A 22740-nucleotide genomic window follows, 5' to 3' on the forward strand; every position below is an offset into this window, starting at 1 on the left:
AGCTGCTGCACATCGCCTATGGGGTACTTAAATCGGGCCAGCGTTTCGACCCTCAACTGGCCCTTGCGCGCTAATGGGGAAGACGGTATCTACGGATATCGTTAGAGCTTGATCCAGGTGGCCTTCAGCTCGGTGTACTTGTCGAAGGCATGCAGTGACTTGTCGCGACCGTTGCCGGACTGCTTGAAGCCGCCGAACGGTGCAGTCATGTCACCGCCGTCGTACTGGTTGACCCAGACACTGCCAGCCCGTAACGCTTTGGCGGTCAGGTGCGCCTTGGACAGATCAGCCGTCCACACGGCGGCGGCGAGGCCGTACGGCGTGTCGTTGGCGATGCTCACCGCCTCGGCTGCGGTGTCGAAGGTGATCACCGACAGCACCGGACCGAAGATTTCTTCGCGGGCGATCTTCATCGCATTGCTCACGCCATCGAAGATCGTAGGCTCGACATACAGGCCGCCAGTGTCCTGCATCGTCCGTTGTCCGCCGATCAGCACCTTCGCACCGTCGTTGCGACCGGCTTCGATGTAGCCGAGCACGGTGTCGAGCTGCTGGGTATCGACCAGCGCGCCGACATTGGTGGCCGGATCCAACGGGTTACCAGGCTTCCAGCCCTTGAGCGCCTCGACCACCATCGGCAGGAAGCGCTCCTTGACCGAGCTTTCGACCAATAGCCGCGAGCCAGCGGTGCAGACCTCGCCCTGGTTGAAGGCGATGGCGCCCGCCGCAGACTTCGCTGCGGCCTCCAAGTCCGGGGCGTCAGCAAAGATGATGTTCGGGCTCTTGCCGCCCGCTTCCAGCCAGACGCGCTTCATGTTCGACTCGCCAGCGTAAATCATCAGCTGCTTGGCAACCCGTGTGGAGCCGGTGAACACCAGCGTGTCGACGTCCATGTGCAGCGCCAGCGCCTTACCCACGGTGTGGCCGTAGCCCGGCAGCACGTTGAGCACGCCCGGCGGAATGCCTGCCTCGATCGCCAGTTGCGCCACGCGGATGGCGGTGAGCGGGGATTTTTCCGACGGCTTGAGGACCACCGAGTTGCCTGTGGCCAGCGCTGGGCCAAGCTTCCAGCAGGCCATCATCAGGGGGAAATTCCAAGGTACGATCGCCGCTACCACACCTACCGGCTCGCGGGTCACCAGGCCCAGCTGATCGTGCGGAGTCGCGGCCACTTCGTCGTAAATCTTGTCGATCGCCTCGCCGGACCAGCGCAGCGCATTGGCTGAGCCGGGCATGTCGACATTCAGCGAATCGCTGATCGGCTTGCCCATGTCCAAGGTTTCCAACAAGGCCAACTCCTCGGCGTTGGCCTGGATCAGGTTGGCGAAGCGAATCATGGTCGCCTTGCGCTTGGCTGGCGCCAGGCGGGACCAGACGCCAGATTCGAAAGCCATACGGGCGCTGATCACGGCGCGATCAGCATCGGCCTCGTCACAGCTCGCCACCTGCGCCAACACCCGCCCATCGACCGGGCTGATGCAGTCGAAGCGGGCGCCGCCGGTGGGCTCGGTGTATTCGCCCTGGATGAAGGCGCGGCCTTCGATGCGCAGGTCGCGGGCACGCTGTTGCCAATCGGCAAGAGTCAGGGTGGTCATGGGGCGTCCTCGGTAGTCTGTCGAATAATCAGAAAAGCACCCTAAACCAGCGGCACCAGGCCTATCAATATTTTTTACGCAGCAGCCATTTTCTGCCTTGTTTTGTTCGTTTTATTAAACATAGACTCGCCAAAACCGCTGGGCGCTCGGGAGATGTCGCGCTACAGCATAGCCGTCGAACCCGTCGCCCTGCCGGAGCTAGTCATGGCCCACGATCGCGCCACATCTGCCGAACACTTCTGGATGCCCTTCACCGCCAACCGTCAGTTCAAGGGCAGTCCGCGCCTGCTGGAGCGCGCCGAGGGCATGTATTACACAGACACCGATGGCCGTCAGGTGATCGATGGCACTGCCGGGCTCTGGTGCTGCAACGCCGGCCACGGCCGCCGCGAGATCACCGAGGCGGTGAGCCGGCAGATCGCCCAGCTGGATTTCGCACCGACCTTCCAGATGGGGCACCCGCTGCCCTTCGAACTGGCCGAGCGGCTGGCACAGATCAGCCCGGCAGGGCTGAACCGAGTGTTCTTCACAAACTCCGGGTCGGAGTCGGCGGACACCGCATTGAAGATCGCCCTGGCCTATCAGCGGGCGATCGGCCAAGGCAGTCGCACCCGCCTGATCGGCCGGGAACTGGCCTATCACGGTGTCGGCTTTGGCGGCATTTCAGTCGGCGGCATGGCCAACAACCGCAAGGCCTTTGGCGCGCTATTACCAGGGGTCGACCACCTGCCCCACACGCTCGACCTGCAACGCAACGCATTCAGCCGCGGCCTGCCGGAGCACGGCGCGGAAAGAGCCGACGAGCTGGAACGACTGGTCACCTTGCATGGGGCAGAAAACATTGCCGCCGTGATCGTCGAGCCAATGTCCGGCTCCGCTGGGGTGATCCTGCCGCCGAAAGGTTATCTGCAGCGCTTGCGCGAGATCACCCGCAAGCACGGCATCTTGCTGATATTCGATGAAGTGATTACCGGCTTTGGTCGGGTCGGCGAGGCCTTCGCCGCCCAGCGCTGGGGCGTTACGCCCGACATTCTCACCTGCGCCAAAGGCCTGACTAACGGCGCGATCCCCATGGGCGCGGTGCTGGTCGACGAGCAAATTCATGAGGCCTTCATGCACGGTCCGGAAAGCACCATCGAGTTCTTCCACGGCTACACCTACTCCGGCCACCCGGTGGCCTGCGCCGCCGCCCTTGCGACCCAAGAAATCTACCAGCGAGAGAACTTGTTCCAGAAAGCCATCGAGCTCGAAGATTACTGGCAGGATGCCCTGTTCAGCCTCCAGGGACTACCCAACGTGACCGACATTCGCACGGTCGGCCTGGTGTCCGGGATTCAGTTCGCAGCCCATGCGGACGGCGTCGGCAAGCGTGGCTACGAGGTGTTCCGTCAGTGCTTCGAGGACGGTCTGCTGGCGCGCGCCAGCGGCGACACCATCGCCTTGTCACCGGCGCTGATCGTCGAGCGTGAGCATATCGACGCGATGATCGAGCGTCTGGCTGATGCCATTCGCAAGGCTGGCTGACGGAACGAGAGGAGCTTTTTTGGGCACGCCTACGGCCTGCATTCGCTGCGGGGCGCGCCTCCCAATGGAGCGGTTCTGTGCAGAGCTCGGCTCTGGGACTCTGGGCTATGACGCTGGCTCAGAGCGCTGGCTTTTAGCATTTGTGGGAGGCCCGCCCCGGGGCGAAGCTTTTGGCGTTCCACAGCTTGAAGACCTCTAGCCCCGAAACGAAAAAACCCGCCGATTGGCGGGTTTTTCTTCAAGGGCCGATCAATTACTTGATCTTGGCTTCCTTGTACATCACGTGCTTACGCACGACAGGATCGTACTTCTTGATTTCGATCTTGTCGGGAGTGGTGCGCTTGTTCTTGTCGGTGGTGTAGAAATGGCCGGTACCGGCGCTGGACACCAAACGGATCAGGTCACGCATGATAGTTCTCCTTAAACCTTTTCGCCGCGAGCGCGGAGTTCAGCCAGAACGGCGTCGATGCCGCGCTTGTCGATAACGCGCATGCCTTTGGCAGTCAGGCGCAGACGTACGAAGCGGTTCTCGGACTCGACCCAGAAGCGATGATGCTGCAGGTTCGGCAGAAAACGACGACGGGTTTTGTTGTTCGCGTGGGAAATGTTGTTCCCGGTTACCGGACCCTTACCGGTAACTTGACAGACTCTCGACATGCCTCAGCCCTCTAAAACCACATGCCCAACCCGGCATGGGTTGGCCGCTTGAATTCAAATGTCTTTTTGGCGCTCAGCGCCACGTTTCGTTGGGGTCTTACCGGCTACGCGGCAAGCGATGAAACCGGGCCCCTAGAAAAGAGCGCTGCTTTATATCAGAAAGCCCCCCTGGCAACAAGCGCGGTGTAACTTTTAAGCATCGGCGTCTATCGCCTCAATTCCTTCTTAGGCCGCGCCCGGCAAGGTCTGCCGGAATACGCCGTTCGTCGCCTTTGTCTTCCCCTCTTTATATAGACCCAACCGCCCACCGGCAACGAGCCGGCCTAACGGGCACATCGGCTTGGGTCATATCGAAGCAGAGCAACCGCGCGTAACGATACAGCACTCATCAGATCCGACCATCAAACCAGCATTTTCAGCGAACTGACGTTTTACTCTGCGGAATGCAAAACCGATATTTTCAGCTATTATGCCTGAATTGGGACAAGCAACCTGGCCATGGCCTGCACTCGCGGCAAGGCCCGAGCATTCTGTAAAGGCCGCCCTGCCGAGCGAAGGGGCGATCTGCTATCGTGCGGCCCCGCCGCCCCACCACTAGACAGACCGACACCACATGAGCGACATCGAAGACACCGAAACTCCCAAGGACCGCAAATTCGTCGAAGCGCTATCGCGCGGGCTGGATGTACTGCGTGCCTTCACCCACGGTTCGGTGGTGATGGGCAACCAGGACATTGCGCGTATCACCGGATTGCCCAAACCGACGGTGTCGCGCATGACCTACACCCTGACCAAGCTCGGTTACCTCAGCTACTCGCCGCAGCTGGAAAAGTACCAGCTCGATTCCGGCGTGCTGGCGCTGGGTTATGCCTACGTGTCCAACCTGCGCGTGCGCCAGCTGGCCAAGCCATACATGGATGAGTTTTCCCGCCGTACCAACACGTCAGTGGGGCTGACCTGCCGTGACCGGCTATCGATGATCTACATCGAGAACTGCCGTCCGGCCGAGGTTTCGACGCTACGCATGGACGCGGGTGTACGCCTGCCCCTGGCCACCACCGCGGCAGGCCGCGCCTTCCTCGCCGCAACCCCGGACAAGGAGCGAGAGCACCTGATGGCCGCGCTGGAAACCAAGTACGGAGACGGCTGGGCAACCATGAAGCAATCGCTGGACGGCTCCTTTGCCGAGTTCCGCCAGCATGGCTTCTGCTTGTCGCTCGGCGACTGGGACCGCAACGTGATGGCCGCTGGCGTACCGCTGCATCTGGCCGACGGCAGCATCATGGCGCTGACCTGCGGCGCGCCCTCGTTCCAGCTCAGCGAAGAAACCCTACGCGGCTCGCTGGCGCATCAGCTGGAAATGCTCGCACGCGATATCGAAAGCCTGGGCGTCTGATCATTGCCTAAGCGACGCCCAGTCAAGCGGGAAGCGTAGGCTTCACCGACCTTTCGCTCATCGACTCCGCCAAGATGGCGATCAGCCCGCCTTCACTGCGCCCGGACGCTGGCCCAGGCGATGTCCGCGAGCAGTTCGCGGCAGTCCGCCAACGCAGTGCGCGAGCGCCCGGCCAGCCAGTTACGGGCCAGGTCGTGGCAGGGCCCGATCACTACAGCCAGAAAGCAATCGCCCGGCATCCGGCGAAAGGCACCGCTATCACGGTGCCGACGCAAGATTGCGCTCACCCGCTCGCCATGGGCCTGATTGACCTCGCGCAGTCGTTCCCCCATCTCACCGGCCTCTACCCGCCCACGGTTGTGCAGAACGAAGCGTGCCCAGTCCGGGTTTTCCACGACCCAATCGATGTAGCTGGTGACGAACAATTTGACGCACGCCTCGGCATCCAGCGTATCGATCAGCCCGGCCTCCAGCAGCGCGGCGTGTTCACCAATGCCCTCCAGGTAAAGCGCAGCGATGATCCGTTCACGGTTGCCGAAATGATGGTAGAGGCTGCCGATGCTGGCGCCGGAACGGTCTCTGATCATCTCGATGGTGGTCGCCTCCACTCCGAACTCGGTAAAGCAGGCGAGCGCGGCCTGAAGAATTTCTTGCTTGCGACTACTTCGGGCCATCCGATCTCCGACTAGAATAATGTTCTAGAATTAATTTCTACTGGTCCTATACTGCACCGATCCAGGCATTACAAAAAGACCGGAGAACAGGCATGGCGACGATACAGGCTGAAGCACGCTCGATCGACAACGGTAACGGCCATCAATTGGCGAGCTGCTGGTATCACCCTGAGGGCATACCACGCGGCGCCGTGCTGATCGCTCCTGCAATGGCGGTGAAACAAGACTTCTATGCCCATTTCGCCAGTTGGCTCGCCAACCAGGGATTTTTGGTGGTGACCTTCGACTACCTCGGCATGGGCCAGTCCTGCCATATCCCTTTACGTCAGCTTGAGGTGGATATTCTCGACTGGGCCCGTCACGACTGCAGTGCCGTGTTGGCCAACGTTGTGGAAGCGGCCGGGGAGCGACCGATCTATTGGATCGGCCACAGTGTCGGCGCGCAAATCCTGCCCCTGGTGCAAGGCCATGAGCGGCTCACCCGCATCGTGACCATCGCCGCAGGCAGCGGTTATTGGCGCGAGAACAGCCCACAGATTCGCCGCCAGGCATGGTTGCTTTGGCATGGATTGGCGCCGTTGCTTACGCCGTTGTTCGGCTACTTTCCCGGTGGGCGTATCGGGGCAGTGGGTGATCTGCCGGCCGGCGTGATCCGCCAGTGGCGTCGCTGGTGCCTGCATCCCGAGTACTTGGTTGGCGTCGAGGGCGAACCCATGCGGCGCGCGTTCGCCGAGGTACAGACGCCGCTGACGTCCCTGTCATTTACCGACGACGAAATGATGTCGGCGCGCAATACCGAGTCCTTGCACGGCTTCTACACCGCCGCACCGAAACAGATGCGCCGCATCGCCCCGAACGAAGTCGGCGCCGATCGCATCGGCCACTTCGGGTTCTTCCGCCGAGCCTTCGCGCCTACGCTCTGGACGAACTACCTGCTGCCGGAGCTCAACTTTGGAAATGATCAGGCGGTTGCGTAAATGGTGCGTTCGAAACGGTCGCGGACCTTGCGCAACCAATGGGGCAAGGTACCGATAGGCACGTCGGCCGCACGTTGAGTCCCTCGACCCCGACTCACCGTTGAGCCGCTGTAGGAGCCAGCTTGCTGGCGATCAAAACCTCCCTGCAGCCCCAGATCGCCAGCAAGCTGGCTCCTACGTAAAAAATCGGCGTAATCCAAACCTAAGCGGTAGGGTGGGCTTCAGCCCACCACCTGCGCCCCGACGATGCGATGAAGCGGAGGGCCGCCCGGCGCGCCATAAGAAAGGATGCCTAAATAGAAGACCGGACCATAGGGCCCGGTCGTGGTGTCTCGATTGGTGCGCTACGCCACCTGCATCAACTTCGCATAGGCCTTGAGGTGATGGTCATCGTCCCCGAACTGATGGGCGATCATCACCAGCCGCTTGGCGTGGTGGGCGAGGTTGTATTCCCAGGTCATGCCGATGCCGCCGTGCAGCTGGATCGCTTCTTCGGCCACCTTACGCGCGGCGCGGGCGCAGATGTATTTGGCGGCGGCGATGATGCGGCGGCGGTCGTCGTTGTCTTCGCCATCGGCAAAGGTCGCGGCGAGGATCGCCATGCTGGTGGCCTGCTCCAGCTCGGTCTGCATGTCGACCATGCGATGCTGCAGCACCTGGAACTTGCCGATCGGCACGCCGAACTGCTTGCGCGTCTTCAGGTAGTCGAGGGTCAGCTTGCAGGCTTCGTCCATGCTGCCCAGCGCGTCGGCACATTGCGCGGCGATGGCGCGGCCCTGCTGGTAGCGCAGCGCGGGCAGTGCATTGCCGATTTCGCCCAGCACGGCGTCAGCACCGACCTGAACGTTGTCGAGGAAGAGCTCGCAGCCCTTACGCCCATCGATGGTCGGGAAGACGCGGCGACTGACATCTTGAGCATTCGGATCGACGAGGAACAGGCTGATGCCGGCCTCATCGCGGTTATCACCTGAACTGCGTGCGGAGACGATGATCTTCCCGGCGCTGTGCCCGCCAATCACGACGGCCTTGCGGCCGGACAAGCGATAGCCGCCGTCGACCGCCTCGGCACGTGTCTGCACATCATGGAGGTTGTAGTGGCTCTGCGGCTCCTCGAAAGCGACCGCTAGCTGCAGCGAGCCGGCCGCCACCTGCGGCAGCAGATCCTGTATCTGCGCGTCATTGCCCAGCTGATTAAGCAATCCGCCGGCGAAGATCACCGATTGCAGGTAGGGCTCCAGCGTCAGGCCGCGGCCCAGCTCGGTCATGACCAGCATGGTTTCCACGCCGCCGCCACCAAAGCCGCCGATCTCTTCGGCAAAGGGTACGGCGGTCAGGCCCAGCTCGCCCAGCTGGCCCCAGAACTCGGCAGAAAAGCCCAGTTCCGACTCGCTGAATTTCTCGCGCTGTTCGAACGGGTAGGCGTCGCGCACCAGACGCGCCGCTGTGTCTTGCAGCATTTGCTGCTCTTCAGTCAGTTTGAAGTCCATTGCGGTGCCCCCTTACAGCTCGAGAATCATCTTCGAGACGATGTTCTTCTGGATTTCGTTGGAGCCGCCGAAGATCGACAGCTTGCGCATGTTGAAGTAGTCGCCAGCCAGCGATGCGCTGTAGTCGGCGTGCAAGAGGTCGCCTTCGTAGTCCAGCAGCAGCTCTTCTTCAAGGAATGGCAGTGCGTAGGGGCCAATCACCTTACGCAGCAGGCTGGTGATGGCCTGGCGAATCTCGGTGCCCTTGACCTTTAGGATGGAAGACTCCGCGCCGGGCACGCCGCCCTCCTTCGCCGCGGCGAGGATGCGCAGGGTGCTCATCTCGATGGCCATTAACTGCATCTCCACTTCCGCCACCTGGGCGCGGAACAGCGGGTCTTCGAGCATCGGTTTACCGTCGCAGACTTCCTTCATAGCGATGCGCTTGAGGTGCGCCAGTGCGGCCTTCGAGGCCCCGATGCCGGCCAGCCCGGTGCGCTCGTGGGTCAGCAGGTATTTGGCGCAGGTCCAGCCCTGGTTTTCCTCGCCGACGAGGTTCTCCACCGGCACGCGGACGTTGTCGAAGAAGACTTCATTGACCTCGTGGTCGCCGTCTAGGGTGATGATTGGACGCACGCTGATGCCCGGCGTGCTCATGTCGATCAACAGAAAGCTGATGCCGCGCTGCTGCTGGGCTTCAGGGTCGGTTCGCACCAGGCAGAAGATCATGTTGGCGTGCTGGCCGAGGGTGGTCCAGGTCTTCTGGCCGTTGACCACGTAGTGGTCGCCATCACGCACGGCGCGGGTCTTCAGGCTTGCCAAGTCGGACCCTGCGCCCGGCTCCGAGTAGCCTTGGCACCACCAGTCTTCACCGGAGAGGATGCGCGGCAGGTAGTGGTCTTTCTGCTGCTGGGTGCCGAACTTGATGATCACCGGCGCGACCATGTTGACGCCGAAGGGCACGGTACGCGGCGCGCCAAACTGGGCGCATTCCTCGTCGAAGATGTGCTTCTCGACCGGGCCCCAGGTGGTACCGCCCAGCTCCACCGGCCAGCCTGGCGCGTACCAGCCGCGCTTGACCAGAATCTGCTGCCAGCGCTCGTGGTCCTGCTTGGACATGTGCTTGCCGAGCTTGACCTTGGCGGCGATGTCCGCAGGCAGCTCGTTTGTTAGGAAGGCCCGCACTTCATCGCGGAAGGCGAGCTCTTCAGCCGTGTAGTTGACGTTCATTGTTGGATCCTCGATGTCCGATCGGTGTGCAGGCGGGCGGCGCTCATTGCCCGGCCTGCCATTCGGTAAAGGTGCGGCCTTCGGCGGCCAGTTTTTCCAGCAGTGGCGCCGGCTTCCACCAGTCGCCGCAACGTGCGTGCAGTTCCTTGACCCGCGCCAGCACGGTGTCCAGGCCAACGCTGTCGGCATAGAACATCGGCCCGCCACGGAAGGCCGGGAAGCCGTAGCCGTTCAGGTAGATGACGTCGATATCACTGGAGCGCTGGGCAATGCCCTCTTCAAGGATCTTGGCGCCCTCGTTGACCAGCGCGAAGATGCAGCGCTCGACGATGTACTGCTCGTCCAGCGCCTTTCGCTGGATGCCTTTCTCCTGCGACGCTGCTTCCAGCATAGGCACGAGTTCGGGGTTCTCCAGCGGCGTGCGGTTGCCCGGCTCGTAGCGGTAGTAGCCGGCTCCGGTCTTCTGCCCGAGCATACCGGCGGCGCAGAGCTTGTCGGAGACGGTGGGGAAATCCAGGTGCGCCGGCAGCGTCGCGCGCTGGCGCTTGCGAATCGCCTGGCCGATGTCGAGACCGGACAGGTCACGCATGGCGAACGGCCCCATGGCCATGCCGAAATTACGCAGCGCACCGTCGACCTGTCCTGGCGTGGCGCCCTCCTCCAAGAGGAATTCCGCCTCGCGGCCGTACTGGAAGACCATGCGGTTGCCGACGAAGCCGTCGCAGACGCCCACTACCACCGAGACCTTCTTCAGCTGCTTGCCGATGGCCATGGCGGTGGCGAGCACCTCGTTGCTGGTCTTCTCGCCGCGCACCACTTCCAGCAGGCGCATAACGTTGGCCGGACTGAAAAAGTGCAGGCCGACCACGTCTTCAGGACGCTTGGTAAACGCAGCGATGGCGTCCAGATCCAGCGATGAGGTGTTGGAAGCGAGAATTGCGCCGGGCTTGCATACCGCATCCAGCTGTTCGAACACCTGCTGCTTGACGCCCATTTCCTCGAACACCGCCTCGACCACCACATCAGCTTCGGCCAGCGCAGCGTAGTCGGTGACGCCTTCGACCAGCGCGAGGCGCTGCTCCATCGTGTCTTCGGTCAGGCTGCCGCGCTTGACGCTCGCCGCGTAGGTATCGCGTGCGCGCTGCAGACCGCGCTGCAGGGCTTCGTCGTTGATCTCGAGCAGCTTCACCGGCACACCGGCATTGGCGAAGCTCATCGCGATGCCGACGCCCATGGTGCCGCCACCGATCACCGCCGCCATATTGATCGTGCGCGGCTTCACGTCGGCAGGCAGGTCGTTGATTTTTCCGGCTTGCCGTTCTGAAAAGAATGAATGGATGAGTGCGCCGCGTTGCGGCGAGTTCAGGCACTCGGCGAAGAGTTCGCGCTCACGCTTGAGACCCTCGGCCAACGGCAGCTTTGTCGCGGCCTCGACCGCCGCAATGCAGCGCAGCGGGGAGAACAGTCCGGGCATGCGCTTGGCGACTTCGGCGTGCTTGGCGCGGATCAGCGCCTCGTTGTCGACGCCTTCGAGACCCTGGGTCTGTTCACCCGTGCGGCGCGGGCCGCGGCCTTCGTCTACCAGGCGACGCGCATAAGCCAGGCCGGCCTCGCGCAGATCACCCTCGAACAGCTCGTCGACAATGTGGTGCTCGACCGCCTCAGCCGCACTGATCGGCGTGCCGCTGACAATCATGTCCAGCGCCTTCTCGACACCGGCCAGACGCGGTAGCCGCTGGGTGCCGCCGGCGCCGGGCAACAAACCCAGCTTCACTTCGGGCAGGCCGACCTTGGCGTCCTTGCGGGCGATCCGGTAATGACAGCCCAACGCGACTTCCAGCCCCCCACCGAGCGCGGTGCCATGGATGACGGCGACGCTCGGCTTGGTGGAGCCTTCGATAGCTTCGATCACCTCGGGCAGGCTCGGCGCCTGCGGCGGCTTGCCGAACTCCTTGATGTCAGCGCCGGCAATAAAGGTACTGCCTTCGCAAGCCAGCACCACTGCGCGCACCTGGGAATCCGCTTCCGCGCTCTGGAAGGCCTGCAGCAAGCCCTCTCGCACGGCGTGGCCGAGTGCGTTGACCGGTGGGTTGTTGACCGTGATCAGAGCAATCTCGCCCTGAAGTTCGAGCCGTACGGCGTCCGTCATGGCAGGCCTCCGCTTGTGAAATGATGATTGGAATTGTTATTTCACGGAATCATGTTTCGCACAGCAGAATAGTCGAGTCATTTCCGCATGTCGAGAGACTGGCAACAATCCTCTCGGCTAGCAAGCGCCATAACCGATACAGCGTTCTCGGCATAACTAAGGCGGGGTTTTCCGGCTTCATGCGACGCCAACTGCAAACGTTAGCGGACCCAGCGCGGCCCAGCGCGGCTTGTCGAATTGCCCGACCACCGGGCATAAAAAAGGAGCCTGGCTCCATCGGAGCCGGCTCCTCGTAGCTCAGCGCGTTTTATAACCCCAGGCAGAGGTACTTGATCTCGAGGTAATCCTCGATGCCGTACTTGGAGCCTTCACGCCCCAGACCGGAGGACTTCACCCCGCCAAACGGTGCGACCTCGGTGGAGATCATGCCGGTATTGATGCCGATCATCCCCGACTCGATGGCCTCAGCGACGCGGAACACACGGCCCAGGTCGCGCGCATAGAAGTAAGCGGCCAACCCGAACTCGGTATCGTTAGCCAGGGCGATGCCCTCGGCCTCGTCCTTAAAGCGGAACAGCGGCGCCAGCGGGCCGAAGGTCTCTTCCTTCGCCACCTTGGCATCGTGCGGGACGTTGACCATCAGGGTCGGCTCGAAATAGCTTCCGCCCATTTCATGGGCCTTGCCGCCGGTGAGGACCTTGGCGCCATTAGCCACCGCGTCTTCAATATGCTCGCGCACCTTGGCGGCGGCGCGGTCGTCGATCAGCGGACCGATATCGACGCCTTCATCCAGCCCGTTGCCGACCTTGAGCTTGGCCACCGCTGCCTGAAATTTCTCGGCAAACGCGTCATAGACCGAATCCTGCACATAGATGCGGTTGACGCACACGCAGGTCTGCCCCGCGTTGCGGTACTTGGACTGCATGGCGCCCTTCACCGCTTCGTCGAGGTCAGCATCATCGAACACCAGGAAGGGCGCATTGCCGCCCAGTTCCAACGAGAGCTTCTTGATGCCCGGCGCGCACTGGGCCATCAGCTTGGCACCGACTTCGGTGGAGCCGGTGAAGCTGAGCTTGCGCACGGTCGGGTTGGCGGTCAGCTCGTCACCGATATCGCCGGCCGAACCGGTGACGACGCTGAACACGCCCTTTGGAATGCCGGCACGTTCAGCCAGCTCAGCCAGGGCCAGCGCAGAGAATGGCGTCTGGCTGGCGGGTTTGAGCACCATGGTGCAGCCCGCCGCGAGCGCCGGGCCCGCCTTGCGGGTGATCATCGCCGCCGGGAAATTCCACGGGGTGATGGCCGCGGTCACGCCAATCGGCTGCTTGATGACGATGATGCGCTTGTCTTTCTGATGCCCAGGAATGGTGTCGCCATAGATGCGCTTGGCTTCCTCGGCGAACCACTCGATAAAGGAGGCGGCATAGGCAATTTCGCCCTTCGACTCGGCCAGCGGCTTGCCCTGCTCCAGTGTCATCAGACGACCCAGATCGTCCTGGTTTTCCATCATCAGCTCGAACCAACGGCGCAGCTTCTGCGAGCGCTCCTTGGCGGTCAGGTCACGCCAGGCCGGCAACGCGCGCTCGGCAGCCTCGATGGCCCGGCGCGTCTCGGCAGCACCCATCTTCGGCACGGTGCCAAGAATCTCGTTGCTGGCCGGGTTGTTGACCTTGATGGTCTGGCCGCTATCCGCGTCCTGCCAGGCTCCGTCGATATAAGCCTGCTGGCGGAACAGCGATGTGTCTTTGAGTTGCATGGCAGTCTCCTGAGAGCCGGCACGGCGCCGGAAAATGAGCCACGGCCCTGAGGCCGTTACGGGCAATTGGCAGTGGAAATCCGCCTGACCTAGGTCAGAACGAGGGAAGGCCTCGGGGTTCCTGCTGCATGACTGGGCGTTTGAAATCTCGAACGAATGCTAGGCTTTCCTCCAATAAACAGGCAACAACATGTTCGGAAAAATTAACGCGCCATAGCTCAGCCTGATGACCAACCGAATCGCCGCGGGAAGCCCTCCCCCGCCAACCACCCAGCCGCCGAAGCGCCATGGACGACCGCAGACGACATGCGTATGATTGCGCCCCGCAACGCACCAGTAGCTCAGCTGGATAGAGTACTGCCCTCCGAAGGCAGGGGTCGTGGGTTCGAATCCCGCCTGGTGCGCCATATCGTTGTATACGAACACCCTACAGAGCCCGCCCCGTGCGGGCTTTGTCGTTTCTAGCTTTCTCCCGTTGTATTCCTCTAGTAAAGCCGCTCCAGTTGGCGCAAAAGAGGTGCAGAGAGCTATTGCCTTGCACCAAAGGGCCGCCTGCCTTTGTCGGTTCTTACAACGAAATCGCCAGATTTCGGCACAAAGCGAAACGCTATCTGTGCACATTGCACAATCGATTAGACAATTACGCAGCTCAAGCGGTTTACCCACAGACTGGCATGGCCGCTGCTAGGGGTATTACTTCACTCAACTGTGGAGTTATGGACATGCCTCACGCCCACCGAGACGACAGCGATTTTCCCTTGAGCGAAGTGCCGATGACGTCCCGCAAAGGACTGTTTTCAACATCGATCATGCTGTTCGGTTTTACGTTCTTCACCGCAACCATGTTTGCCGGCGGGCGCATTGGCATGGCGTTCGACTTCACCACACTGTTATGGGCGGCAGTTATCGGCAACTTGTTGCTGGGCCTATATGCCGCCGTGCTCGGCCTTATTGCATGCCGTAGCGGGCTTAACTCGGTGCTGATGGGCCGAATCTGCTTTGGCGAAGTTGGCAGCAAGCTTTCCGATGTGATTCTCGGGTTCACGCAGGTCGGTTGGTACGCCTGGGGCACAGCGACCATCGCGCTGGTTTTGGTGAAGCTGCTTGATCTGCCCGAGAGCATGACTATTCCGCTGATGACGATGTTCGGATTCGGTTTTTGCATCACCGCCTTTGTCGGCTACAAGGGCCTGGATCTGCTCTCGCGTTTCGCGGTGCCGGCCATGCTGGCGCTGCTGGTCTGCTCGCTGTGGATCGCGACCCGGGACGTGGGAGGCCTGGACGCACTGATGGCCATCGAGCCCAGCGAAAGCATGACCCTGAGCATGGCGATAACGATGGTGTTCGGCACCTTCGTCAGCGGTGCCACCCAAGCAACCAATTGGACCCGCTTTGCACGTAATGGCCGTACAGCCGTCTTGGCGAGCCTGATAGGTTTTTTCCTGGGCAATGGCCTGATGATTATCGCGGGCGCCTACGGTGCGATCGTCTACCAACAGGCGGATATCGTTGAAGTGCTTGTCTTGCAGGGCCTTTCGATGGCCGCCGTGGTGATGCTGTTCTTGAACCTTTGGACCACTCAAGACAACACCATCTATAACTTCGCGGCGGCCGGCTGCAACCTGCTGCGTACTGAGCGCCGGCGTTTGGTCACTCTCGGCGGCGCGGCGATCGGCACCCTGCTGGCGATTGGCGGCATGTCCGACATGCTGATTCCCTTTCTGCTTTTGCTCGGCTCGAGCATCCCCCCGATTGGCGGTGTGATCATGGCGGACTTCTTCTATGCACACCGAGGCCGCTACCCCTTGCTAGCCGAAGCTCGCCTGCCCGCGTTCAACTGGGTCGGGCTCGCTGCCTACTTTATCGGCGCGCTCAGTGCCTATCTGTCGCCCTGGGTCGCGCCTATTGTCGGGATCCTGGTCGGCGCTCTGGCCTACGTTGTGCTGTTTGAACTGCAGCGCTTGGCGCTGGGCCGAAAAGTGACGTTGGCGCAACCGCGACCATGAGCCTGACAGGGTCGGCAGTCCTCGCGCTTCCGGGGCTGGAAAGCCTGCGCCTGCGTGCAGGCGCAGCCGGCGTGGACAATCCGGTGCGCTGGACGTACGTAGCCGAGAACGAAGGCATCGCCGACTGGGTTATGGGTGGTGAGTTGGTCTTCGTCACCGGCATCAACCATCCACGCGACGAGGCCAACCTGCTGCGCTTGATTCGTGAAGCGCAGGAGCGGGTCGCCGCTGGTGTGGTGATACTGACCGGCGAGGAGTTTATCCACGCCATACCGGATTCCGTGGTCAGCGAGGCAGAACGGCTCGGCGTACCGCTGCTGGAACAGCCCTACCAGCTGAAGATGGTGGTCGTCAGCCAGTCGATTGGCACGGCGCTGGTCCAGGAACAGATGCTCGGCCGCTCGCGTGAGCATGTTCTGCAACAGATGCTCGACGGCGACTATCAATCACTCGAAGGACTCCTGCGGCGAGCGGATAGCCTGCAAATGCCGCTCACAGCACCGCGTCAGGTAGCCCTTCTAAAGCTGCAGGACAGCGAACAACTCTTCACCCAAGCGCCGCCGCACGATGCTGAACGCCGCCTGCAGGCGTCTCGGCAACTGCTGCAACGTCGGCTGGAGCAGATTCTCATCGAGCTTGGCGAACCCTTGCCGCTGGTCTGCCAGGGCGAGCACTGGATTGCTCTACTGCCGGCTCGCTCAGCCCATGCGTCCCCCAATCGTGAAGTGCTGGCTGCGGCGTTGGACGAGCTCAACAGCACACTAGCGCCCTTGCGGCTGTACGCAGGCGTGAGCGCCAACGGTCACGGCCCCGCGCAGCTTGCCAGCGGGCTCGGAGAAGCGCGCCAGGCTCTGCTGGTAGCCCAATCGTTCCCCGAGCGTCTGGGCCTGTGCTGCTTCAGCGACCTCGGTGTGCTGGAGCTGCTCGGTGCGATCCGGGACCGCAGCCTGCTCGACCGATTCGTCGACAAGGTGCTCGGTGCGCTGATCGGCGACGATTCGCGCCACGAACCGGTGCTGATGCCAACGCTGGAAGCCTGGTTCTACGAAAACGGCAACCTCGCACTCGCCGCCCAGCGGCTGGCTGTGCATCGCAACACGCTCAGCTATCGCATGCAGCGCATCGAAGCGCTGACCGGCTGCTCCTTTAACGATCCACACGACCGCCTGAACGTGGCCGTCGCCTTGATGATCAGGCGACTGTCCTCTCCCCAACCGAACAGGAATACCCCATGAACATCGTCAACGCCCGCTTGCGTGGGAAGGAAGGACTGTTTCGCGTCGAGCTCGTCGGCGAACGTATCGCGGCGATTAAACCCCAGCCGTCTACCGCAGACGCTGAAGGCGGCGACCTGAACGCCGCTGGCAACCTGGTTACCGGGCCCTTCATCGAGCCACACATTCATCTTGATGCCACCCTAACGGCTGGCGAACCCGCCTGGAACATGAGCGGCACACTGTTCGAGGGCATCGAGCGCTGGGCCGAACGCAAGGCCACGGTCACCCATGAGGACACCAAGGCACGGGCGAAGAAAACCATCGATATGCTGGTCGACCATGGCATCCAGCATGTGCGCACTCATGTTGATGTGACCGACCCGACCCTCGCTGCGCTCAAGGCGATGGTCGAAGTTCGTGACGAAACCCGCCATCTGATCGACCTGCAGATCGTCGCGTTTCCGCAGGAAGGTATCGAGTCCTTTGCCGGTGGCCGTGCATTGATGGAGGAAGCCGTCGCCATCGGCGCGGACGTGGTTGGCGGAATTCCGCACTTCGAAAACACCCGAGAACAGGGCGTCAGTTCGATCAAATTCCTGATGGACCTTGCTGAACGCAAAGGTCTGCTCGTGGATGTTCACTGCGACGAGACGGACGACCCGCAGTCGCGCTTCCTGGAAGTGCTCGCCGAAGAAGCGCGCGTTCGCGGAATGGGCACGCGGGTCACCGCCAGCCATACCACCGCGATGGGCTCCTACGACAACGCTTATTGCTCCAAGCTGTTCCGGTTGCTGAAGCAATCGAAGATCAATTTCATTTCCTGCCCGACCGAAAGCATCCACCTGCAAGGGCGCTTCGACAGCTATCCCAAGCGGCGTGGACTGACGCGCGTGGCGGAGATCGATCGCGCCGGGATGAATATCTGCTTTGGCCAGGATTCGATTGTCGATCCCTGGTATCCGCTGGGCAACGGCAACATCCTGCGCATCCTCGAAGCCGGTTTGCATATCTGCCACATGCTTGGTTACGAAGACCTGCAGCGAGGCCTCGACTTGATCACCGACAACAGCGCCCGGACCTTGAACCTCGGCGATCGCTACGGCGTCGAGGCAGGTCGCCCGGCTAATCTGCTGATTCTCTCGGCACCGAGCGACTACGAGATGATCCGCACCCAGGGCCATGCCCTGGCCTCGATACGCAACGGCAAGCTGCTGATGCAGCGCACCCCGGCACGCGTTGAGCGCTGTTGAGGTCTGCTTTCAGCTATGCCTCCGGTGTGGTGAAGGCATGAGCCGTAGGGGTTGAACCCTCCGGCTCCATTAGCGCCGCTCTTCCCGGATAAAGGGTATCCCCAGCGCGCCGGGTTGGTTGCCTGTCACGTGCTTGCCGCTGGCCACCCAGATCATCACTGCCAGGGTCACCGCGTAAGGCGTCATCAACACGAAGTATTGCGGCAGGCGCACCCCGGCGGCAGCGAGTTGCGGAATCAACGCCTCGATGCAGCCGAACAGCAGCGCACCGGCCAGCGCCTTCCACGGCGACCAGCGCGCAAAAATCACCAGCGCCACGGCAATCCAACCGCGGCCACCGGTCATGTCGGCAATCCACAACTTGGTGCTGAGCACCGAGATGTAACCGCCGGCCAAGCCGATCAGCGCGGACCCGGCAAGAATCGCCGCCAGCCGATAACCGAGCACGGAAATACCTGCTGCATCCGCAGCCTGCGGGTTCTCCCCGACCGCGCGCATCCGCAGGCCGGTGGTGGTGCGGGTGAGAAACCAGACCACGGCAAGAAAGATCAACGGCGTCATGAACACCAGTGGGTTCTGCACGAAGACTTTTCCCAGCAAAGGCAGCTCCGACAGCGGCCACAGCTCGACCGCGCCCAGCCCCTTGACCGGCTTGTTGGTCCAGTCCAACAGCGTGCCGAGTAGCCCGGTCAGCCCCTGACAGAAGAACACCAGCGCCAACCCTGCGATCACCTGATTGATCCGCAGCACCAGCACCATCAGCGCGAACAGCAGCGACACCACGGCCGCCGCGCCCATCGCCAGCAGCAGCGACATGCCTTGATTGCCGTAAGCGAGCTGCGCACCGATGCCAGCCAGCGCGCCGACCAGCATCAGACCCTCGGCACCGAGGGCCAGCACACCAGCGCGCTCGGTAAGGATCAGCCCCAGCGCCGCGAGGGCGAAAGGCACGGCAAAGTCCGGCGTGTTCCCAAGCCAGTTGGCGATCATGTCCATCAGCTTTCGCCTCCCTGAACGCGGCGGATACGGTGGCGGATGAAGAAATCCGAGGAGGCAACGCAGATCACCAGGATCGCCTGGATCAGCTGCACCATGGAAAATGGGATTTGGTAGAACACCTGCAGGCTGCGCCCGGCGACGAACAGCATCGCCATCAACAGCGCCACGACCAACGCCGCGACCGGGTTGTTACGTGCGAGGAAGGCAATGAGGATGCCGGAGAAGCCATAGCCCTGATAGAACGACTGGGTCAGCCGCCCTTCCTGCCCTGCCGTGACCAGAAACCCGGCGATGCCCGCCATGGCGCCGGAGATCAGCACCGTGCCGATGATCATCTTTTTCACCGGTACGCCAACCGCGCCCGCCACACGCGGGTTGGCATCGACGAAGCGCAGATAGAGCCCGGCGCGGGAAATGCCGAGAAACCACAGCGCCAGCAGCGCAACGACTACCGCCAGCGGCACTGCCGCGCTGACGCCATCGAATAGCTCGGGCAGGCGCTCGAACGGCTGGAATTGTGGCGAATAAGGGAACGAGCTTTTCGGGTCCTTCCAGCTTCCGTACAAAAGGTGCAGCAGGAAATTGATCGCCAGGTAGTTGAGCATCAGCGTCGAGATGATCTCGTTGACCTTCAGCCGCAGCTTGAGCAACACCGGCGCCAGCGCCCAGAGCAGCCCGCAAAAGATCGCCGCTGCGAGCATCAGCGGCAGGCGCAGCGTTTGCGGGCCGACCTCGAACAGGGAGATCGCCGTGGCACCGATGGCGCCCCAGATCATCTGGCCCTCAAGGCCGAGGTTCCAGAATTTCGCGCGGAACGCCATGCAGCCGGCCAGGCCGACAAGGATCATCGGCGAGGCCTGGAACAAGACGGCGGTCAGGCTCTGCGCATCGAACACCGTCATGATGACGAATTCGTTGAGCAGCTCGCCGGCCGGCACCCCGGCGGCGACCAGAATCGCGGCGGAGATAGCCAGCCCCAGCAACAGGGCGAGCCCGATGATCACAGCCTGCCAGTGCCAAGCCAGTTGCTGGCGAACTTCCAACGCGTAACGCCGCGACAGCAGCGGCTGATGGGAGCGCTTCGCCGTTTGCGCGGCCTGTTCCAGGATCACTGGGCGTACCTGTTCATTCATGGCTTACCCCTTCCAGATTAGGCGTGCCACGACCGGGCGCGGGCTGACCGAGCGCTCCGTGACTCAGCTCTCCATGACTGACCATGGCCTTACCAATGGCCTGGCGGTCAGCGGGCCGGTCGAACTGCTCGACGATTCGCCCGGCGCTCATCACACCGATGCGATCGGCCAGGGCCAGCACTTCGTCGAGGTCTTCACTGATCACCAACACCGCTGCGCCAGCGTCGCGGGCGGCACGCAGCCGGGCATGCACGGCCGCGGTTGCGCGCACGTCCAGCCCGCGGCTTGGGCTGTGCACCAGTACCAGTTGCGGGTCACGGGAGAACTCGCGAGCAATCACCAACTTCTGCGCATTGCCGCCAGACAGCAGCGCGGCCTTCTGCTTGAGCGAACGCACACCCTGCACGTCAAACCCAGCAACAGCTTCGGCGGCGTCGGCCTCCAGACGCTTGCGCCGGAGATTGAAGAACGAGCCATAGCGCCCGCTGTGCATCTGCCCGACACCGAAGTTCTCCGCCACCGACAGCTCGCCCGCCAGCGCCGTGCCGTAGCGGTCGGCCGGAATCGAGGCAATGCGCAACTCCCGGCGCTGTTCGGAGCTGGCCCGGCGCAGATCGCCAAAACCGGTCAATTCCAACGTGCCTTCGCAGAGCTCAGGCAAGCCCATCAACACATTGGCCAACTCGCTCTGGCCGTTGCCGCCGACACCGGCGATCCCGTAAATCTCGCCCGCCCGCAGGCTCAGCGTCACACCATTGAGTGCGCCATGCTCGCCCCCGCCGGTCGATTTGAGATCACGCACCTGCAGCCGCACCTCGCCCGGTGTCGCCGGCTGATACTTGCTGGCCGGTGCGGACTCGCCCACGGTCAGGCGCACCAGCTCCGGCACCGAGACCGTTTGTGGATCGAGGGTTTGAATCGTCCGCCCGCCGCGCATCACGGTGACGCGGTCGGCGAAGCGCTTCACGTCACTCATCTTGTGGGTGACCAGGATCACCGACGCGCCCTGGCGAGCAAAGGCGCGCACGGTTTCCAGCAGGCGCTCGGCTTCCTGATCGGTAAGTACCGCGGTCGGCTCGTCGAGGATCAGGATCCGCGCGCCAGCCAGCAGCACCTTGAGAATTTCCACCCGCTGCTGCTCGGCCACCGACAGCGACTCGGTGGTCTTGCGCGGGTCGATGCTGAAACCCAGCTCTGCCGCCTTGTCGCTGATCCGCTGCTCCAAAGCTGTCAGCCGTTGTCGGTGGCTGCCCGCGAAAGCATGATTGCCGGGCCCCACGGGGAGCCCCAGCTGGATGTTCTCGGCCACGGTAAAAGGCTTCACCAGCTTGAAATGCTGGTGAACCATGCCGATGTGGTAGCGACCAGCATCCCGCGGGCCGCTCAAGCGCACCGGGTTGTCGTCGATCAGCAGCGATCCGCTTTCCGGTGCGTAGAGGCCGGCGGCGATGTTCATCAGCGAGGATTTGCCCGCGCCGTTCTCGCCGAGCAGCGCGTGCACTTCGCCCCACTTGGCGGTGAAATCCGCCTGGGACAGGGCCATGAAGCCGTCGAACGACTTGCTCACCCCGCAAAGCTGGAGCGCGTTGAAATTGCTCATTGCTGGGTGATCACTCCGTCGACGAACCAATCCATCTGCCACAGCTGATCGTCTGGCATGACCTCACCGGCAGCGATGCGCTCGGTGCCGTCACGATCAACCATCGGGCCGGCGTAGATCTTCTTCTCGCCTTTGAGCAGCTCTTCGCGAGCCGCCATGATCTTGGCCTTGTCCGCATCCGAGACCGCCGGGCCGCAGCAGGCAGCATCGGTGCCGCCTTCAGCCATGGACAGCAGCGCGCCGTTCTCAGGTGGCGTCCAGTTGCCCGCGCTGATCTTTTTCAGCTCCGGTGCGAGGAACTTGTCCCACACCCAAACCGAAGAGCAGACGGTGGCATCCGGCGCAAACTCGCTCATGTCGCGATGGTGGCCGGTGCCATACACACCGCGTTCCTGGGCGACGATCTGCGGCGTTGGGCTGTCGACGTGTTGGCCGAGCACATCGGCGCCGGCATCGATCAGTGCCATGGCGGCGGCGCGTTCCTTGACCGGGTCGTTCCACGCGCCGGTGTACACGACGGTCACGGTGGCGTCCGGGTTGATCTGCTGGGCACCGAGGGCAAAGGCATTGACCGTCCAGTTCACCTGACCGAAGGGATTGGCCGCGACGAAGCCGAGCTTGCCGGTCTTCGACGCCGCGCCCGCTGCCATGCCGCACAGGTATTGGCTTTCGTAGGTGCGCCCATAGAAGGATTCGAGGTTGTCGCTGTTGGTGGTGCCCGAGCCGTTGAGGAAGGCCACGTTCGGGTACTTCTCGGCCAGTTCCTTGAAAGTGTCCGAGTAGCCGAAGGCGGTGCCGATGATGACGTTGGCGCCGCGCTGGACCAGCCTGTCAACCGCCGGACGAATGGATGAGGCGTTCTCCGGCACGCTTTCGACGTACTGGATCTTGGTGTCCAGCTCGGCTTCGAGCTTTTGCCTTGCCTCGTCGAAGGCCTGGGTCCAGCCCCCGTCGTTGCGCGGGCTGATGTAGAGCATCGCGATCTTTGCTGGTTTGTCGAGGGTCAGCCCCTCCCCTTCCTGCGCCGAGGCGACGCCCGCCGTGGCCGTCAGGCCGAGAGCCACCGCCGCACACAAGGTCCGTTTCATGAACTTATTCAGCATTTTTGATT

General features: G+C 62.5%; 18 protein-coding genes and 1 tRNA gene. 7 read left to right on the forward strand and 12 right to left on the reverse strand.

Translation table 11 applies throughout. The annotated features are described in order from the left end of the window. Positions 1–101: 101 nt before the first annotated feature. Positions 102–1595: an aldehyde dehydrogenase gene (locus ACIGHL_RS18470; RefSeq protein ID WP_128119907.1), complete on the reverse strand. Its 1494-nt coding sequence runs from the start codon at positions 1593–1595 to the stop codon at positions 102–104. A 204-nt stretch (positions 1596–1799) separates the two neighbouring features. Here ACIGHL_RS18470 and aptA point away from each other — a divergent pair, with 204 nt between their 5' ends. Beyond that, entirely contained in the window at positions 1800–3119 is a 1320-nt protein-coding gene (aptA, locus tag ACIGHL_RS18475) for an omega-aminotransferase AptA (protein ID WP_128119908.1), read from the forward strand. Positions 3120–3372: 253 nt separating this feature from the next. Here aptA and rpmG read toward each other — a convergent pair whose 3' ends face one another. Further along, complete coding sequence (gene rpmG / locus ACIGHL_RS18480) at positions 3373–3528, reverse strand: 50S ribosomal protein L33 (protein WP_045423166.1); 156 nt, start codon at positions 3526–3528, stop codon at positions 3373–3375. Between the two features lie 11 nt (positions 3529–3539). Next, entirely contained in the window at positions 3540–3776 is a 237-nt protein-coding gene (gene rpmB / locus ACIGHL_RS18485; RefSeq protein ID WP_019339373.1) for a 50S ribosomal protein L28, read from the reverse strand. A 613-nt stretch (positions 3777–4389) separates the two neighbouring features. Here rpmB and ACIGHL_RS18490 point away from each other — a divergent pair. Next, positions 4390–5172, forward strand: a complete 783-nt coding sequence (locus ACIGHL_RS18490; RefSeq protein ID WP_128119909.1) for an IclR family transcriptional regulator — start codon at positions 4390–4392, stop codon at positions 5170–5172. Positions 5173–5264: 92 nt separating this feature from the next. Here the strand turns inward: ACIGHL_RS18490 and ACIGHL_RS18495 are convergent, their stop codons facing one another. Next, entirely contained in the window at positions 5265–5846 is a 582-nt protein-coding gene (locus ACIGHL_RS18495) for a TetR/AcrR family transcriptional regulator (RefSeq protein WP_128119910.1), read from the reverse strand. Between the two features lie 92 nt (positions 5847–5938). Between ACIGHL_RS18495 and ACIGHL_RS18500 the strand changes: the two genes are divergently transcribed. Next, positions 5939–6823, forward strand: a complete 885-nt coding sequence (locus tag ACIGHL_RS18500; RefSeq protein WP_128119911.1) for an alpha/beta hydrolase family protein — start codon at positions 5939–5941, stop codon at positions 6821–6823. 344 nt (positions 6824–7167) lie between these two features. On the opposite strand, the gene ACIGHL_RS18505 is transcribed toward ACIGHL_RS18500, so the two are convergent. The 4 genes from ACIGHL_RS18505 to gabD all read right to left on the reverse strand — a co-directional run bounded on the left by ACIGHL_RS18505 (position 7168) and on the right by gabD (position 13424). Continuing rightward, a complete protein-coding gene (locus ACIGHL_RS18505) occupies positions 7168–8310 on the reverse strand; it encodes an acyl-CoA dehydrogenase family protein (RefSeq protein ID WP_128119912.1) in 1143 nt (380 codons plus the stop codon). A 12-nt stretch (positions 8311–8322) separates the two neighbouring features. After that, a complete protein-coding gene (locus ACIGHL_RS18510) occupies positions 8323–9519 on the reverse strand; it encodes an acyl-CoA dehydrogenase family protein (RefSeq protein WP_128119913.1) in 1197 nt (398 codons plus the stop codon). Between the two features lie 43 nt (positions 9520–9562). Continuing rightward, positions 9563–11668, reverse strand: coding sequence for a 3-hydroxyacyl-CoA dehydrogenase NAD-binding domain-containing protein (locus ACIGHL_RS18515; RefSeq protein WP_128119914.1), 2106 nt, complete (start codon positions 11666–11668; stop codon positions 9563–9565). Between the two features lie 307 nt (positions 11669–11975). Continuing rightward, a complete protein-coding gene (gabD, locus tag ACIGHL_RS18520; protein WP_128119915.1) occupies positions 11976–13424 on the reverse strand; it encodes an NADP-dependent succinate-semialdehyde dehydrogenase in 1449 nt (482 codons plus the stop codon). A 330-nt stretch (positions 13425–13754) separates the two neighbouring features. Between gabD and ACIGHL_RS18525 the strand changes: the two genes are divergently transcribed. From ACIGHL_RS18525 to codA, 4 genes are all read left to right on the forward strand, one after another. Then, a tRNA-Arg gene (locus ACIGHL_RS18525) sits at positions 13755–13831 on the forward strand. A 315-nt stretch (positions 13832–14146) separates the two neighbouring features. After that, entirely contained in the window at positions 14147–15430 is a 1284-nt protein-coding gene (gene codB / locus ACIGHL_RS18530; RefSeq protein WP_128119916.1) for a cytosine permease, read from the forward strand. Further along, positions 15427–16665 (forward strand): PucR family transcriptional regulator, encoded by a 1239-nt coding sequence (locus ACIGHL_RS18535; protein ID WP_128119917.1) that lies wholly within the window; start codon positions 15427–15429, stop codon positions 16663–16665. Before codB ends, ACIGHL_RS18535 begins: the two co-directional genes overlap by 4 nt. Continuing rightward, positions 16662–17897, forward strand: a complete 1236-nt coding sequence (gene codA / locus ACIGHL_RS18540) for a cytosine deaminase (protein ID WP_128119918.1) — start codon at positions 16662–16664, stop codon at positions 17895–17897. The genes ACIGHL_RS18535 and codA overlap by 4 nt, the downstream gene beginning before the upstream one ends. 69 nt (positions 17898–17966) lie before the next feature. Here the strand turns inward: codA and ACIGHL_RS18545 are convergent, their stop codons facing one another. From ACIGHL_RS18545 to ACIGHL_RS18560, 4 genes are read right to left on the reverse strand one after another with little or no spacing between them, the layout of a single operon-like run. Then, positions 17967–18893, reverse strand: a complete 927-nt coding sequence (locus tag ACIGHL_RS18545) for an ABC transporter permease (protein ID WP_128119919.1) — start codon at positions 18891–18893, stop codon at positions 17967–17969. Then, positions 18893–20029, reverse strand: a complete 1137-nt coding sequence (locus tag ACIGHL_RS18550) for an ABC transporter permease (protein ID WP_181689981.1) — start codon at positions 20027–20029, stop codon at positions 18893–18895. The genes ACIGHL_RS18545 and ACIGHL_RS18550 overlap by 1 nt, the downstream gene beginning before the upstream one ends. Then, positions 20022–21629, reverse strand: coding sequence for an ABC transporter ATP-binding protein (locus ACIGHL_RS18555; protein WP_128119920.1), 1608 nt, complete (start codon positions 21627–21629; stop codon positions 20022–20024). The genes ACIGHL_RS18550 and ACIGHL_RS18555 overlap by 8 nt, the downstream gene beginning before the upstream one ends. Then, a complete protein-coding gene (locus tag ACIGHL_RS18560; protein WP_128119921.1) occupies positions 21626–22732 on the reverse strand; it encodes a BMP family ABC transporter substrate-binding protein in 1107 nt (368 codons plus the stop codon). Before ACIGHL_RS18560 ends, ACIGHL_RS18555 begins: the two co-directional genes overlap by 4 nt. Between the last annotated feature and the right edge of the window lie 8 nt (positions 22733–22740).

The sequence above is a fragment of the Pseudomonas sp. NPDC077451 genome, assembly GCF_044543345.1.
Classification (GTDB): Bacteria; Pseudomonadota; Gammaproteobacteria; order Pseudomonadales; family Pseudomonadaceae; genus Stutzerimonas.